This is a genomic window from Pseudomonas sp. A-R-19 (assembly GCF_019956575.1).
Lineage (GTDB): Bacteria > Pseudomonadota > Gammaproteobacteria > Pseudomonadales > Pseudomonadaceae > Aquipseudomonas.
This window is the reverse complement of record NZ_JAHBDR010000100.1, coordinates 1-15,486: the sequence shown is the minus strand read 5'-3', so window position 1 is coordinate 15,486 and position 15,486 is coordinate 1. Positions and strand designations below refer to the sequence as shown.

Annotated in this window: 12 protein-coding genes; 6 read left to right on the top strand and 6 right to left on the bottom strand. The window is 59.9% G+C overall.

The genetic code is table 11. The features are described 5' to 3' along the window. Positions 1-37: 37 nt before the first annotated feature. Positions 38-499, bottom strand: a complete 462-nt coding sequence (locus tag KGA88_RS27520) for a hypothetical protein (RefSeq protein WP_223595644.1) — start codon at positions 497-499, stop codon at positions 38-40. Between the two features lie 83 nt (positions 500-582). Between KGA88_RS27520 and KGA88_RS27515 the strand changes: the two genes are divergently transcribed. The 6 genes from KGA88_RS27515 (at position 583) to KGA88_RS27490 (ending at position 8,268) form a co-directional block, all read left to right on the top strand. After that, on the top strand, positions 583-1,071 hold the full coding sequence (locus KGA88_RS27515; RefSeq protein WP_223595642.1) for a GNAT family N-acetyltransferase: 489 nt from the start codon (positions 583-585) through the stop codon (positions 1,069-1,071). A gap of 298 nt (positions 1,072-1,369) precedes the next feature. Continuing rightward, entirely contained in the window at positions 1,370-1,984 is a 615-nt protein-coding gene (locus KGA88_RS27510) for a LysE family translocator (RefSeq protein WP_110657887.1), read from the top strand. 110 nt (positions 1,985-2,094) lie between these two features. Continuing rightward, positions 2,095-3,531 (top strand): IS1182 family transposase, encoded by a 1,437-nt coding sequence (locus KGA88_RS27505; RefSeq protein WP_110657885.1) that lies wholly within the window; start codon positions 2,095-2,097, stop codon positions 3,529-3,531. 609 nt (positions 3,532-4,140) lie between these two features. Beyond that, positions 4,141-5,541, top strand: coding sequence for a GABA permease (gene gabP, locus KGA88_RS27500; RefSeq protein ID WP_110657883.1), 1,401 nt, complete (start codon positions 4,141-4,143; stop codon positions 5,539-5,541). Positions 5,542-5,708: 167 nt separating this feature from the next. Then, positions 5,709-6,575 carry a patatin-like phospholipase family protein gene (locus KGA88_RS27495; RefSeq protein ID WP_223595640.1) on the top strand — a complete coding sequence of 289 codons (867 nt, stop codon included), beginning with the start codon at positions 5,709-5,711 and terminating at the stop codon, positions 6,573-6,575. 1,063 nt (positions 6,576-7,638) lie between these two features. Next, positions 7,639-8,268 carry a dihydrofolate reductase family protein gene (locus tag KGA88_RS27490; RefSeq protein WP_223595638.1) on the top strand — a complete coding sequence of 210 codons (630 nt, stop codon included), beginning with the start codon at positions 7,639-7,641 and terminating at the stop codon, positions 8,266-8,268. A gap of 107 nt (positions 8,269-8,375) precedes the next feature. Here KGA88_RS27490 and KGA88_RS27485 read toward each other — a convergent pair whose 3' ends face one another. The 5 genes from KGA88_RS27485 to KGA88_RS27465 all read right to left on the bottom strand — a co-directional run. Continuing rightward, positions 8,376-9,518 carry an acyl-CoA dehydrogenase family protein gene (locus KGA88_RS27485; protein WP_223595633.1) on the bottom strand — a complete coding sequence of 381 codons (1,143 nt, stop codon included), beginning with the start codon at positions 9,516-9,518 and terminating at the stop codon, positions 8,376-8,378. Between the two features lie 12 nt (positions 9,519-9,530). After that, the gene (locus KGA88_RS27480) at positions 9,531-10,724 is read right to left on the bottom strand and encodes an acyl-CoA dehydrogenase family protein (protein WP_223595626.1); all 1,194 of its coding nucleotides are present in this window, start codon (positions 10,722-10,724) and stop codon (positions 9,531-9,533) included. A 171-nt stretch (positions 10,725-10,895) separates the two neighbouring features. Further along, complete coding sequence (locus tag KGA88_RS27475; RefSeq protein WP_110662487.1) at positions 10,896-11,978, bottom strand: Zn-dependent alcohol dehydrogenase; 1,083 nt, start codon at positions 11,976-11,978, stop codon at positions 10,896-10,898. A gap of 28 nt (positions 11,979-12,006) precedes the next feature. Continuing rightward, positions 12,007-13,356, bottom strand: coding sequence for a coniferyl aldehyde dehydrogenase (locus KGA88_RS27470; protein ID WP_223595624.1), 1,350 nt, complete (start codon positions 13,354-13,356; stop codon positions 12,007-12,009). A 132-nt stretch (positions 13,357-13,488) separates the two neighbouring features. After that, the coding region (locus KGA88_RS27465) for a helix-turn-helix transcriptional regulator (protein ID WP_223595622.1) at positions 13,489-15,486 on the bottom strand (1,998 nt) is incomplete at its 5' end.

The following is a 15,486-nucleotide window of genomic DNA, read 5'->3' as shown; positions in this document are numbered from 1 at the left end:
CATTCCCGGTTTTTCTCGGCGACTGGCCCGAATCGGGTCATTGAATTGAAAAAACACTCGCCGCCGTCAACGCAGTTGCCGTGGCGTGGCGTTGAGCATTTTTTTCATCAGTCGCCGCAGGCGATGTAGCATCCCTGTATCCGACGCGGATGCGAGTTCGCAAGCCAAGGATGACCCGAGGATCATCATGACTTCGATCATCCTTGAAGAAGTCGACGGCGGATTCTGGGCCGCCAACGGGACGATCTGGCACTTGGCCGTTTTCATACAGGCGGCCGGGTACCGACATCTGCAGGTGGAGCAATAAGGCACCGCACGAAGCAGATGCGCGCAGGACATTTGTTGCGTCAGCCTGATTGAAAAAGATGGGTTGCGGATTATCGCCAAGGGTTGTTTTGGGTTGGTTGCTGCCTTTTGTGGCGGGTAGCAATTGGCCAGAAACTGCCCTTCGCAAAAGAGAGCAGTCGGCCAAAAGCTGCCTCTCACCAAGGGCAGCCATCAGCCATTTGCGTACATGCCATTGCTTTCCGTCACCCTGAGCTAGCCGCTAAAGTACTGACTCATGGAACTTAGAGACCAGCAATGAAACTGAACCACAGGCCAGTGAAGGCTAACGACGTAAAAATGATCTGCGGCTTTCCTCAGAATGCTCAAGAGTTGTTTTTCATGTTTCCGAAGGCGCACTTCCCGCTAACGGAAACGCAGTTGCATGCCGCGATCTCCCAACGCTTCGACTCTACCGTCGTGGAGATCAATGGGACTGTCGTTGGGTTTGCCAATTTCTATCGAGCTGAACGCAATGGCGTTTGCTGTATCGGCAATGTCATCGTCTCGCCGAGCGCTCGGGGCGAAGGAGTGGCCACGTTTATCGTGGAGACGATGACCGGCTTGGCATTCGAGCGTTACGGAGCCGAGGAGGTGCAGATTTCCTGTTTCAACGAAAACACGGCAGGCCTGCTGCTCTACCCCAAGCTTGGGTTTGTGCCTTATGCCATTGAGGAGCGACCTTTTTTGGGAAACGGCCGATCGGCCCTCATACACATGACGCGCAGCAGAAGCTCGACAGATTGAATACACCATCGATTGCTACCTTGGATGACAGGCAGAAAACGGCCAATTGCAGACACTGCCGACAGTACACATCCGCCCTTAACAGCGAAGCATTCCTCTCCAGGCCAAAGCGATCCCTGACCACCGCATCGCCGGGCAGGGTTTACTTAGCATAAAAGGTCACTGTATCGGAGTTTATTGTGGAATCTGTGTCTGACTGTCAGCCCCTTCGCTCGCTAGCATGGATGCTCTCGCGGTCGAAAACGTGATGAAATCTTCAACCAGACGCTGATACCGATCAGCGCTAAGAGGGATCGAAATGTTCGACAGTACTGCGGTACTCACTGTTTTCTGGGTTTATCTGGCGGGCGTAGTGATTCCGGGGCCGAACTTCGTCGCCGTTGTTCACAAGGCAGTAGCCGCAACACGTGCCGAGGCGTTGGCCTTGGTCGCCGGTATAGTGACCGTGAACCTGCTCTGGTCTGGCTGTGCGATCACAGGTCTGGGCCTTGTGTTTGCAGCCTTCCCATGGGCAGTACTGGTTATGAAGATAATGGGTGCGGCGTACCTGATGTGGTTTGGCGTACGCCTGATCGTTAAAGCAGGCAAGCATCCCGCCTTACGGCCTTGTGAGGGCACGACTGGCAGCGTCCGGAAATCCTTCTTTCAGGGTGTCGTCACCAACATCGGCAATCCTAAATCCATGGCCTTCTACGCCGCCGTCTTTTCAGCAGCAGCCCCCGCCCACCCCTCGGTCAGCACCTTCGTCTCAATGCTGGCGGTTGTGGTGGTCGTTTCGCTGACCTGGTATGGACTGGTTGCGGTGGCTTTGTCGCAACCAAGGATTTCCTCGGCGTATCAGAAGGCTCGGAAAGTGATTGATCGCCTGTGTGGTGGTCTGATTCTGGGCCTAGGAGTACGACAGCTGACCTAAGTATTGAATCGACCGCGAGAGGTGGGGAGACTCCGCTATCGGCCCAGGCTGTGTGAAAACGCCAGTGTTTGTCTAACCTTCTGATCGTCTAGATCGTATTGGGGGCGATCATGAAACGATTCATTGAAGGTGAGGCTCGGACGCAAGTCACGTTGCTGCCTGAGTGCCTGGACGATTACGTAGCCGAAGAAAATCCAGTGCGAGTGGTCGACGTTTTCGTCGATGAACTCGACCTGGGTGCACTTGGATTTGAAGGTGTTGATCCTGCTGCAACGGGGCGTCCGGCCTACCATCCCGCGATCTTGCTGAAGATCTATATCTACGGCTACCTCAATCGGATTCAGTCCAGCCGCCGGCTTGAGCGTGAAGCCGAGCGAAACGTCGAGTTGATGTGGCTGACGGGGCGTTTGGCCCCAGACTTCAAAACCATTGCCGACTTTCGCAAAGACAACGGCAAAGCCATTCGCAGCGTCTGCCGGCAGTTTGTAGTGCTTTGCCGCCACCTCAATCTCTTCTCCCAATCAATCATCGCCATCGACGGCAGCAAATTCAAAGCCGTCAACAACCGCGACCGCAACTTCACCCAGGGCAAAGTGAAGGCACGCATGCAACAGATCGAGCAGAGCATTGACCGTTATCTGGCGGCGATGGACTCGGCGGATCGGGCAACGCCCGAAGTGGCCGAGGCCAAGGCCGAGCGGCTGAAAGAAAAAATCGAAACGCTGAAACAGCAGATGCAAAAACTCAAGGACATCGAGGCGCAGCTTCACGACAGTCCAGACCAGCAGATCTCTCTTACCGATCCAGATGCCCGCTCAATGGCCACGAGCGGCCGAGGCACCGGAACGGTTGGCTACAACGTCCAAACAGCTGTCGACGACAAACACCATCTGATCATTGCCCATGAGGTGACCAACGTTGGTAATGATCGTGGGCAACTGATCAATATGGCGAACCAAGCGCGTGAAGAAATCGAGGCTGAATCGCTGACGGTGGTGGCCGACCGAGGCTATTACAAAGGTCTGGAAATCCTTGCTTGCGAGCAAGCCGGCATCACTACCTTCGTACCGAAACCCCTCACATCGGGCAGCAAAGCCGAAGGCCGATTCGGCAAGCAGGACTTCATCTACGTTGCTGCATCGGACGAGTATCGATGCCCTGCGGGACAGTTACTGACCCGGCGGTATTCGTCGGTGGAAGACGGCATGTTATTGCATTGTTACTACTTCTCGGGCTGCCAGTCCTGCTCAATGCAAAAGCAGTGCACTACGGGCAAGGAACGCCGTGTGAAACGCTGGGAACATGAGGCTGTAGTCGACGCGATGCAGGCTCGGCTGGATCATGATCCAACGATGATGAGGGTTCGGCGACAGACCGTTGAACATCCTTTTGGAACGCTCAAGTACTGGATGGGAAGTACCCACTTCCTGACCAAGACCCTGCCGAGGGTGAGCACTGAGATGAGCCTTCACGTGCTCGCCTACAACCTCAAGCGAATGATGAGCATCTTTGGCATCTTGGGGTTGCTTGAAGCAATCAGGGCGTAATCATGCCGCTGGATCTCCGGTAATTGGCTGTTGGGACCGCTGACGCGGCCCCAACAGCCATATGAGCGCCGATGTTGGCCGCACGGTCCAATCTTTACTTCCTACTACCGACTTCGCAGGCAATCCAAAAAAATCTCAGCATTAAACGTATCAAGTTTGTTTTCACACAGCCTGGGTCGTTCTCAACCGTTCGCGACAGGCAGTAATCATCCAATCCGCTCTTCCCAGAGAGATCTGGCGACTCTCCTCCCGAAACCTTCTCGCCCGCTCGAACCTTCCAGGTTATCCCCATCCGTTGCTGCTTTCAGAATTCTAAAAAAACAAAATTATTGCGCATGGCCATATCATGACCAATCGGTATTAACCGTGAACGCTGAATTTGCTCGTGTCGATATCAGACAAGGAGGCGACGCGAACAGGTAACTGAATTGTCGGACAAGACGGTTAAGGTGGCGCATCTTTTCATCGAAGTAACCACATCGTGAAGATGGGTTTAATAAGAACTGCAGCGTTTGAACGGTGCCTCCCTTGGAAAGCCCGGCAGGCAACAGTGGTGATCCGTTGCCCCTGTCAATTCGCTTAAATGTCGATCAGCAGAGAAAAAAACCAATGATTAGCCCGAGCTCCAAGGATTCGAGTGGCCAATTGGCGCAGGGCTTCAAGCCTCGTCACGTAACAATGCTGTCAATCGCCGGCATTATCGGCGCCGGTTTGTTCGTTGGCTCAGGGCATGCCATTGCAGCGGCTGGGCCAGCGGTCCTCCTGGCCTATCTATTCTCAGGCTTGCTCGTCGTCCTGGTCATGCGCATGCTCGGGGAAATGGCGGTGGCCAATCCGGACACTGGCTCGTTCTCCACCTATGCCGACCAGGCAATAGGTCGCTGGGCAGGCTTCACCATCGGTTGGCTGTACTGGTGGTTCTGGGTACTGGTGATTCCTATCGAAGCACTGGCTGCCGGCCATGTGTTGAACCAGTGGTTTCCCCAGGTCGATGCCTGGCTGTTCGCCCTGGTGTCGATCATTGCGTTGGTGATCACCAATCTGTTCAGCGTCTCCAAGTACGGTGAATTCGAATTCTGGTTCGCCATGGCCAAGGTCGTGGCGATCATCGGTTTCATCGGCGTGGGTTTTGCCGTGTTGATGGGCTGGGTTCCCGATCGGGAAGTCAGCGGATTGAGCGGCCTGATGGCTGAGCACGGCGGATTTGCTCCCAACGGCCTGTCAGCGGTAGTCGGCGCCTTCATCACCATCATGTTCAGCTTCATCGGGACTGAAGCTGTGACCATCGCCGCCGCCGAATCCGACAATCCCTCGCAGAACATTGCCAAGGCCACGCGTTCGGTGATCTGGCGTATCGGTGTGTTCTACCTGTTGTCGATTTTCGTGGTCATCTCCGTGGTGCCCTGGAACGATCCGCTGCTCGCCCAGGTAGGTTCCTACCAGCGGGCACTGGAAATCATGAACATTCCCCACGCCAAGTTCATGGTGGACGTGGTGGTGCTGATCGCCGTGGCCAGTTGCATGAACTCCTCGATCTACATTGCTTCGCGCATGCTGTACTCGCTGGGCCGTCGTGGCGATGCGCCGAAGGCGCTGAAGGCGACCTCCTCCGAAGGCGTGCCACGGGCAGCCGTCATCGCCAGCACCGTGCTGGGCGCGGCGATCACCGTGTGGAGCTACTTCATGCCCGCCGGGCTGTTTGACTTCCTGCTGGCCAGCTCCGGCGCGATTGCCTTGCTGGTGTACCTGGCCATTGCGGTGTCGCAGCTGCGCATGCGCCGGATGTTGCGTCGGCAGAACGTCGAGCTGACCTTTCGCATGTGGCTGTTTCCATGGCTGACGTGGCTGGTGATCGTGTTCATTTGCGCAGCGCTGGCGGTCATGATGATCACCCCGGAGCACCGTACCGAAGTGAGCACGACCATTGGCCTGGCGCTGGCAATTTCCTTTATCGGCCTGGTGACGTCGCGTCACCCTGCGCAGGCTGCGAGCGTGACGTCAGCGGGATAACAGTGCCTTGTGACCGGGACAAGGCGTACCAGTAACCGGACCTGGGCCGAGCCCCGACCAGCGTGCTCAACTCGCGGATGGGCGTGGTGCGTGTGACCGGCTGCCGGAAGGAGTGCCGATCCGCCAGCTACACTCATTCGATACATTTGCGCACAGAGACTTCCGTCATGGCGACCAAAACCGCAATCGTATTCGCTGGCGGTGGCAGCTTGGGGGCGGTGCAGGTGGGTATGTTGCGGGCCCTGGTCGAAGCCAATGTTCGATTCGACATGGTGGTGGGTGCTTCGGTAGGCGCCATCAACGGTGCCTACTTTGCCGCAAGACCCGATTCCGATGGCGTCGAGGCGCTCGCCGGATTCTGGCGCGGGCTGAGCAAAACCGACATCTTCCCCCTCTCCTGGATCGATACCTGTAGAGGATTGATCAAACGGCGTGGCTATCTGTTGCAGCCGCAGGCACTGAATCGGCTGCTGGGCCAGGCACTGCCCATTCACCGCATCGAGGATGCGGTGCTGCCCCTGTACATCGTCACCACCAACCTGCTCAGTGGTGCCGAGACGGTTCTGTCCAGTGGCGAACTCGAACAGGCGTTACTGGCCAGCGCTGCCATTCCGCTGGTGTTCCCCTGCGTACAAATCGCCGATCAGTTCCTGGTTGACGGCGGCGTGGCAAGCAATACACCTATTTCGACTGCCGTAGCCCTGGGAGCCACCAACGTCGTGGTAATCCCCACCGGAGTGAGTTGCGACCTGACGCAACCTCCCCGCGGACTGGTCGCCCTGGCCCTGCACACCGTCAACCTGATGAGCATGCGTCAACTGGTGAGCGACATCGAACACTTCCGCACACTCACCAGTCTGCACATCGTCCCGCCCTTGTGCCCGGTGGACGTCTCGGTTTTCAACTTTGACCAGACCGAGTCTTTGCTGCAGCGTGCCTATGATCAGACCCTCCGGTGGATGGAACGTGGGGGGCTCGAACGCACCAAGGTACCTGGTGCCCTCACCCTCCATTCGCATGCCCATGAGCATTGAGTGATGTGAGTGACCAAAAAAAAGGCGCGCAGCCGCGAACCTTCAGGTCGATGCCAGGCGGACGATCAGCGCACGTGTTCCAAAGGGGACAAATGCTTGGGCAGGAACACCTGGATAAACGCGGCGCACCTGAGTCCATCGCCAGCAAGCCGGCTCCTACAGTTTGGCGTTCACATCATTTCGACTCGGACGCGGTCCCTTGTAGGAGCTGGCTTGCCAGCGATGGTCGTTAACGATAACGCGTATGAATTGGATAAACGCGACGCACTTGCGTCCATCGCCAACAAGCCGGCTCCTACAGTTTGGCGTTCACATCATTTCGACCAGGACGCGGATGGTCGTTAACGATTACGTGCATGAACCGGATAAACGCGGCGCACCTGAGTCCATCGCCAGCAAGCCGGCTCCTACAGTTTGGTGTTCACATCATTTCGACTCGGACGCGGTCCCCTGTAGGAGCTGGCTTGCCAGCGATGGTCGTTAACGATTACGCGCATGAACCGGATAAACGCGGCGCACTTGAGTCCATCGCCAGCAAGCCGGCTCCTACAGTTTGGCGTTCACATCATTTCGACCAGGACGCGGTCCCTTGTAGGAGCTGGCTTGCCAGCGATGGTCGTTAACGATGACGCGTACGAACCGGATAAACGCGGCGCACTGGAGTCCATCGCCAGCAAGCCGGCTCCTACAGTTTCCCGGGAATGCGTGAAGAATCTTTTTTTGCCCCAGGACGCGACATGCGTTGGCAGGCGCCATCCGTTGCCGAATGCCTCGCTATGCCCCCTCAAGCCGGTCACTTAAAAACTCGATAAACTGCTGGTTTTTCGCCGGCAACAGACGCGTCTCGGTGAGTGCATCCTGGACGTGAGGTTCATGTTTGACCAGGTGGCGAGAACGAGACATCGGTCGCCTCAACCAGTCTTGCTGAAGAAACGCGTACTCGTTCGCAGCTTGCTGTCGATTTCACGGCGTCTGGTTCGACTATCTTTCAGGGAACGGTCTCACGGTGTCGCCGGCCTCCCTGCCTTAACCCTTGAACCAGAACCCATATCAGGAGAAGAACATGCGCACGCTCACCGTTGCCGCGTTCGTGAGTCTGGACGGCGTCATGCAAGCGCCCGGCGGGCCTGAAGAGGACCCCAGTGGCGGGTTCCGCTTCGGTGGCTGGATAGTGCCCTACGCCGACAAAACCACCGGCCAGGCCGTACAGGACCTGTTCTCCCAGCCGTTCGAGTTGCTGCTGGGACGTCGTACCTACGACATCTTCGCCGCCTATTGGCCGCACATTCGGTCCGACTCAACCCACCACAGCATCGCCGACCTGTTCAACGGCGTAGCCAAGCATGTGGCCACCCATCGCGGCGATTCGCTGGAGTGGCAGAACAGTCATGCACTGGAGGGCAACCTGGTCGAGGCGATCAGCGCGCTCAAGCGCCAGGATGGCCCCCGGCTACTGACACAAGGCAGTGGCGATCTCGTGCGCCAACTACTTGCCGCAAGCCTGGTGGACGAGTTGCGGCTGATGATTCACCCCATCCTGCTGGGGCGCGGCAAGCGCTTGTTCGACGACAACGCACAAGCATCGGCCTTCACGCTGGCGAGTTCGATCAGTTCGCCCTCCGGCGTGCTGATCGCCCGCTACATCCGCAGCGGCGAAGTACGAACCGGCAGCTTCGAAGGCGTCCGGCAGTAATCCGCTTTTGTGGGAGCGGGCTTGCTCGCGAAGGCGGCGGATCAGCCAACATTGATGTAGCTGACACACCACTTTCGCGAGCAAGCCCGCTCCCACAAAGGGGGTGCTCAGGCCACCTGCATCAACTTCGCATAGGCCTGCAGATGGTGATCGTCGTCGCCGAACTGACGCGCCACCATCAGCAGATGCTTGGCGTGGTGCGACAGCATGTACTCCCAGGTCAGGCCGATACCGCCGTGCAACTGGATGCCCTGGTCCGCGACAAAACGGCTGGCGCGACTGACGATGAACTTGGCGGCGGCCAGGACGCGGCTGCGCTCGTCACTGTCGGCCTGATCGGCCACGCAGGCGGCGAGCAGGGTCATCGAGGTGGCCTGGTCCAGTTCGATGCGCATATCGACCATGCGGTGTTGCAGCACCTGGAACTTGCCGATGACCTGGCCGAACTGCTGGCGCGTCTTCAGGTAATCGAGGGTCAACGCGCACGCCGCTTCCATGCTGCCGACAGCTTCGGCGCATTGCGCGGCGATGCACCGGCCTTGCTGATATCGCAGCGCCGGCAAGGCCTGCCCCACTTCGCCGAGTACCGCGGTGCTTTTGACGAACACGTCTTCAAGGTACAACTCGCAGGCCATCCGCCCGTCCAGGGTGTCGAAGGTGCGTCGACTGACACCCCTGTCTTGCGGATCGACCAGGAACAGGCTGATGCCCTTCTCGTCCCGAACCCCGTGGCTGGTGCGTGCCGAAACCAGCATCAGCCCGGCGCTCTGGCCGCCGATGATCACCGACTTGCGACCATTGAGTTTCCAGCCGCCGGTGACCGCCTCGGCGATCGTCTGCACGTCGTGCAGCAGGTAGTGACTCTGCGGCTCATCGAGGGCCACGGCCAGTTGCAGGCTGGCGCTGCCGACTGGCGGCAACAGTTGGTCTTTCTGGGCCGCTGTGCCCAACTGCTCGATCAGGCCGCCAGCGAAAATCACCGACTGCAGGTAGGGCTCCAGGCACAAGCCCCGGCCCAGTTCGGTCATGATCAGCATGTTCTCCACACCGCTGCCGCCGTAACCGCCATAGGCCTCGGCAAAGGGCACGGCGCAGAGGCCCAACTCGCCCAGTTGCTGCATGAACGGGCCGCTGAAACCGTCCCGGCCCTGGCGGTATTGCTCGCGATGCTCAAAACCATACACGTCACGCACCAGGCGCGCGGCGGTGTCCTGCAGCATCTGTTGCTCTTCTGTCAGTTTGAAATCCATGATCGTGGCGCCTTACAGTTCGAGGATCATTTTCGCGATGATGTTCTTCTGGATTTCATTGGCGCCGCCATAAATCGAGGCCTTGCGCGCATCCAGATACTGGTAGGTGGCCGCGCTGCTGTAGTCGGTGTAGAGCAACGGTTCGCTGCCATAACCCAGTTCATCTTCAATGAACGGCAACGCGTACGGCCCCACGGCCTTGCTGATCAGGTAGGTAATCGCCTGGCGGACCTCGGTGCCCTTGATCTTCAGGAACGAGCTTTCGGCACCAGGTACATCGCCGTTCTGGGTCGCCGCCAGCGTGCGCAGGTTGCTCATCTCGGCGGCCATCAGCTGCATCTCGACTTCGGCGATCTGCGCACGGAACAGCGGATCCTCGATCAGCGGCCGCCCGTCACGCACTTCCTGGCTGGCAATGCGCTTGAGCCGCGTGAGCAAGGCCTTGTTCTGCGCGATCCCGCCGATGCTGGTGCGTTCGTGGGTCAGCAAATACTTAGCGCAGGTCCAGCCCTCGTTTTCCTGCCCGACCAGATTGGCCACCGGCACCCGCACATTGTCGAAGAACACTTCGTTGACTTCATGTTCGCCGTCCAGGGTGATGATCGGTCGCACGGTGATGCCCGGGGTTTTCATGTCGATCAGCAGAAATGAAATACCCCGTTGCTGACGGGCCTCGGGGTCGGTGCGCACCAGGCAGAACATCCAGTCGGCGAAGTGCGCCAGCGTGGTCCAGGTTTTCTGGCCATTGACCACATAGTGATCGCCATCGCGTACGGCGCGTGTTTTCAACGACGACAAGTCAGAACCGGCACCGGGTTCGGAGTAGCCCTGGCACCACCAGTCTGCACAGGACAGTATGCGTGGCAGGAAGTGCGCTTTCTGCTCTGCCGTGCCGAACTTGATGATCACCGGAGCGACCATCTTCAAGCCGAAGGACACTACCTTCGGCGCACCGGCGGCGAAGCATTCTTCGTCGAAAATATGCTTCTGCACGGCGCTCCAGCCAGTGCCGCCGAACTCCACCGGCCAGCCCGGCGCAAGCCAGCCCTGGCGGTCGAGTATCTGCATCCATTGCACCTGATGCTCCTTGCTCAGGCGTTTGCCGAGGATAATTCGCTCGGACAACTCCTTCGGCAAGTTATTACGCAAAAAGGCCCGGACCTCCTGGCGAAAGGCTTGTTCGTGCACCGAGAATTCAATGTCCATCCATCAACTCCAAAAAGCGTTTGGGCGTGCCTTTAGCCAATTACTGCTCATCCTCCTGTAGGAGCGAGCCTGCTCGCGATGGATTCAAGAGCGCCGCGTTTAACCAGCGAACACGCGTTTTCGTTAACGACCATCGCGAGCAGGCTCGCTCCTACAGGGGAATCAGGCCAATCATTCGAAAACGATGACCGAGCGCGCCAGCTCACCGCGACGCAACTCATCGAACGCCTCGTTGATCTGGTCCAGGCGGATGCGCTGGGAAATCATCTCGTCGAGCTTGAGCCGACCCTGCATGTAGAAATCCACCAGGCGCGGCATGTCCACCGGGAAGCGGTTGGAGCCCATCAGCGAGCCCTGGATGCGCCGTTCGTGGAGCAACTGCAGCGGGTCGATTTCGATTTTCAGGCCGGGCTTGAGCATGCCGATCACGGTGGCGGTACCGCCGCGCGCGAGCATGGCGAACGCCTGCTCGGCGGTCTGCTTGAGGCCGATGCATTCGAACGCGTGGTGCACGCCACCACGGGTCAGCTCCAGCACCTGCTTGGCGGCATCGCCGTCGCGGCCGTTGATCACATCGGTGGCACCGAACTGCCTGGCCAGTTCCAGCTTCGAGTCGAGCATGTCGATGGCGATGATGCGCCCTGCCCCGGCCAGCGCCGCGCCATTGATCGCGGCCAGGCCGATACCGCCGCAGCCGATCACGGCCACGGTCTCGCCCGGACGCACCTTGGCGGTGTTGAACACCGCGCCAGTGCCGGTGGTGACCGCGCAACCGAGCAATGCCGCACGGTCCAGCGGCATGTCGCGGCGGATCGCCACGCAGGCGTTTTCGTGCACCAACATCTGCTCGGCGAACCCGGACAGGTTGACGAATTGCGGCATCGGCTTGTGCACGTAGGTCAGGCGCGGCTCTTCGTCCTTGCCGCGCTTGGTTTCCGGCGACACGCAGCGCGCCAGGTGACCGGTCACGCAGTGATCGCAGTGACCGCAGAACACGGTAAGGCAGGTGACCACATGGTCGCCGGGCTTGACCGAGCGCACTTCGGAGCCGACCTGCTCGACCACGCCAGCGGCTTCATGGCCCAACACCATGGGGCCCGGGTACGGGAACGAACCGTCGATGACGTGCAGGTCCGAGTGGCAAACGCCGACCGCTTTGGTGCGGATCAACACTTCGCGCGGACCCGGTTTGCTGATGCCCACTTCTTCAATGACCAGCGGGGCTCCAACCTGATGGAATACGGCAGCTTTCATGGCAGTTCTCTCGACAATGATGTGGGGTTCAGGCCGGGTTGGCCGTGCGCAAAACGGCTTTGGCGTGGCTGAAGGTGCGGAAACCGTCGATGCCGTGGTAGGCGCCCATGCCGCTCGGGCCGACGCCGCCGAACGGCAGGCCTTCGGTGCTGGCGTGGCTCATCACGCCGTTGAGGGTCACGCCGCCAGAGCAGGTACGCGTGAGCACCTGCGCTTCTTCGCTGGCGTCTTTGCCGAAGTAGTACAGCGCCAGCGGACGCGGCCGCGCATTGATCTGGGCGATGACTTCGTCGAGGGTTGCGTAGGGTTTGATCGGCAGCAGCGGACCAAAGATTTCGTCCTGCATCACCTGCAGATCGTCGCCGGGGTTGCGCAGCAGCGTCGGTACGATCTTGTTCAGCGTCGATTGGCTGAAGTCTTCCGCCGCGGCGTTCAGTTCGATCAGTTCGACACCGGCGGCGCGGGCCTCGCTCAGGTAACCCTGCAAGCGTTCGACATGGCGGGCGTTGATGATCGAGGTGTAGTCAGGGTTGTCCCTGAGCGTCGGGAAGAACTTTGCGACCACGGCCTTGGCCACGCCGATGAAGGCGTCCACCGACTCCTGCGGGACGAACACATGGTCCGGTGCCACGCACAACTGGCCGGCGTTGAGCAGCTTGCCGATCACCACCTTGGCCACCGCGTCGTTGAAGTCCGCCGAGCGCGAGATGATCGTCGGCGATTTGCCGCCCAGCTCCAGGGTTACCGGCACCAGGTTCTCCGCCGCCGCCCGCAACACGTGCCTGCCGATGCTGGTGGCACCGGTGAACAGCAGATGGTCGAACGGCTGGCCGCAGAACGCCTGGCCGACCTGCGCGTCACCCAGGACCACCGCCACTTCCTCTTCGGCGTACACCGAACGAATCAGCCTGGCGATCAGCGCCGAGGTGTGCGGATTGAATTCCGACGGCTTGATCATCACTCGGTTGCCTGCGGCCAAAGCACCGGCCAGCCCGCTGAACACCATGTAGCCGGGCACGTTCCACGCGGTGACGATGCCGACCACGCCGAGCGGTTGATACTGCACCCAGGCTTCACCGGCCCGGGCCTGACGTTGTTCCGGGCGCATCCATGACGCCAGTTCGGCCTTGGTCTGCTTGAGCGTGGCCAACGGCGACAGCACTTCACTACCCTTGGAGAAACCGGGGTTGCGATGGCCGAAATCGGCGGTCAGGGCGTCGATGATTTCCTGCTCATGCTCGACCAGCAAACCAATGGCCCGGTCGAGCAACTCACAACGCTCCTCGAAACTATAGGGTTCGCGGGCCTGGAAGGCCGCCCTTTGCTTTTCCAGGATCGTGCGGATTTCACAGTTCGTCGAACGCTCGATGGCACTCATCACTACCTCTCTTGTTTTTTTCGGGACGCGGCCACCAGCGGGGCTGCGATGCGCAGGGTCTGGCTGCATGGTTGATCATCGCTGGCGCCGCGCCGCCACCCGGACCGGGTGGGTGGCGTCACGTCGATGGACTCAAGCCAGGATGCCCATGGCCTTGGCACTGTTGATCGCCTGGGTGCGACGGCATGCGCCGAGCTTGACGTTGATGTTCTTGGCGTGGGTTTTCACGGTGTTTTCCGAGATGAACAAGCGGCTGCCGACTTCGCGTACCGACATGCCTTCGGCGAGCAACTTGAGCACCGACACCTCGCGCGGTGTCAGGTCGTCCTGGTAATCCGGCACGCCGCTCGTGCGCGCAGGCGAGGCTTTGTCGTCGTTGGCCGGTTGCTCGCGGGCGGCGATCCTGGCTTGCTGTCGCGCGATCGGCCCCTGGTAGCACGCCGCGTGGACCTTGCCCCAATGCATGCGCCGCTCGGCTTCATGCAAATGCCAGCGGGCCTTTTCCAGGTCATGGCTGCGAGCGGCGATTTCCGATAACAGCAGATAGGCGTTGAGCACAAAAGGCGCGCAGCAGTCGCGAACCTGCAACAGCCCCGCCTGCACCACCACCTCGGCTTCGTTGACGTGGCCCTGTTGCAACAACAACTCGCCTTGCTGGAACAACAGTCGACCGCGCAACGGATAAGGCTGTCCCGTACTGACGGTCAACCGGTTGAGCTCGCTGCGCACCAGCGATTGCGCGAGCCGCGACTGCCCCTGAAGCATCAGCAAGCGCACCCGGTCGACGTTGACCAGCACCTCCGATTCATGGCTGCCCTGGCGTCGGGCCAGCTCCAGCGAGTGATCCAGCAGCGACTGGGCCTCGACGAGGTCGCCGGCATCCATCGCGATGCGTGCCAGGATGCAATGGCACAACAGCACCGACAGCCAATCCTCAGCCGTCAGGTAGTCAAGGGCCGCACGACAATGCAGGCGCGCCGGATCGACATGGCCGCGCTGTGCCTGCAAGGTGCCGTACAAGGCCTGCCAGTTTGCCAGCAGGCGCTGGTTGCGCCGCGTATCGGCCAACGGCAGAAAGTGCCCGAGTCGCATCAGGCAATCACCGGCTTCGTCCAGCCGCCCGCTGAACAACAACGCCTTGGCACACAGGTAAATCAGGCGCGGGCTGCTGTGCAGCAATTGCGGTTCGATACGCTCGCGCCAGTCCATCAGCTTGTTCAGATGCCGTTCGCCGAGGATCCAGCTCAGCCACAAGCGCTCCATGTAATTGGCCGCCACCTCGGGCTGATCGGCGCATAACGCCTGCTCGACGGCATCGTCGACATGCCCCAGCACGCTGAGCAACTGGCAGGCTCGCAAGCGCAAGCGGTTCAGTGCCAGGCCGGTCATCTGCTGCTGTAGCGCCCGGGCTACGACGGGTAGCAGCCGGAACCAGCCAGGTTGTTGATCGATCGGGAACACAAAGGCCTGGCCGTGCAGCAGGCTGTCGAACACCCGACCGCCCTGCTGGCCTTCCCACAACTGTTCGCAGAGGTCGGCACTGACCCGAGACAAATGCGCGAGGCCACACAAGACCTCGCGCTGCTCTTCACTGAGCCGCGACAGCAATTCACGCTCAAGGTACTGACCGAGCAAGGGAGCCGAAAGCGACAGGCGAACACCGGCGCACCACCCGCCGGTCTCATGCCAGAGCTTTTCCCTGGACAGTGCATCGGTGTGCGGCGCGAGGGCATCGATCAGCGATTCGAATTCGTCGGGGCGCAGGGCCAGTTGCCGGGCATCGAGCTCCAGCAGTTGGCCGGTCAGCATCAGGCGCGGCAAATTCCAGTCCGGGCGTTGACGGCAGGTGACCAGCACTTGCAGGTGCGGTTTTTTCAGGGACAGGAGTTGGTCGAACCAGTGGTTCAGGTCTGGCGGCAGCTGTGCCGGCAGGTCGTCGAAGATCAGGCTTAGCTTGAGATCTTCGCTGTCAGCAAGGGCCTCTTCGCGAGCAAGCCCGCTCCCACAGGGGAACGCGGTCAACTGTGGGAGCGGGCTTGCTCGCGAAAGGGGTGTAACAGGCACCGACACTCCTGAATCGAGAAACGCCAGCACCCCATCCGCCGCCGTATCAACCGCCAACCCCAACGC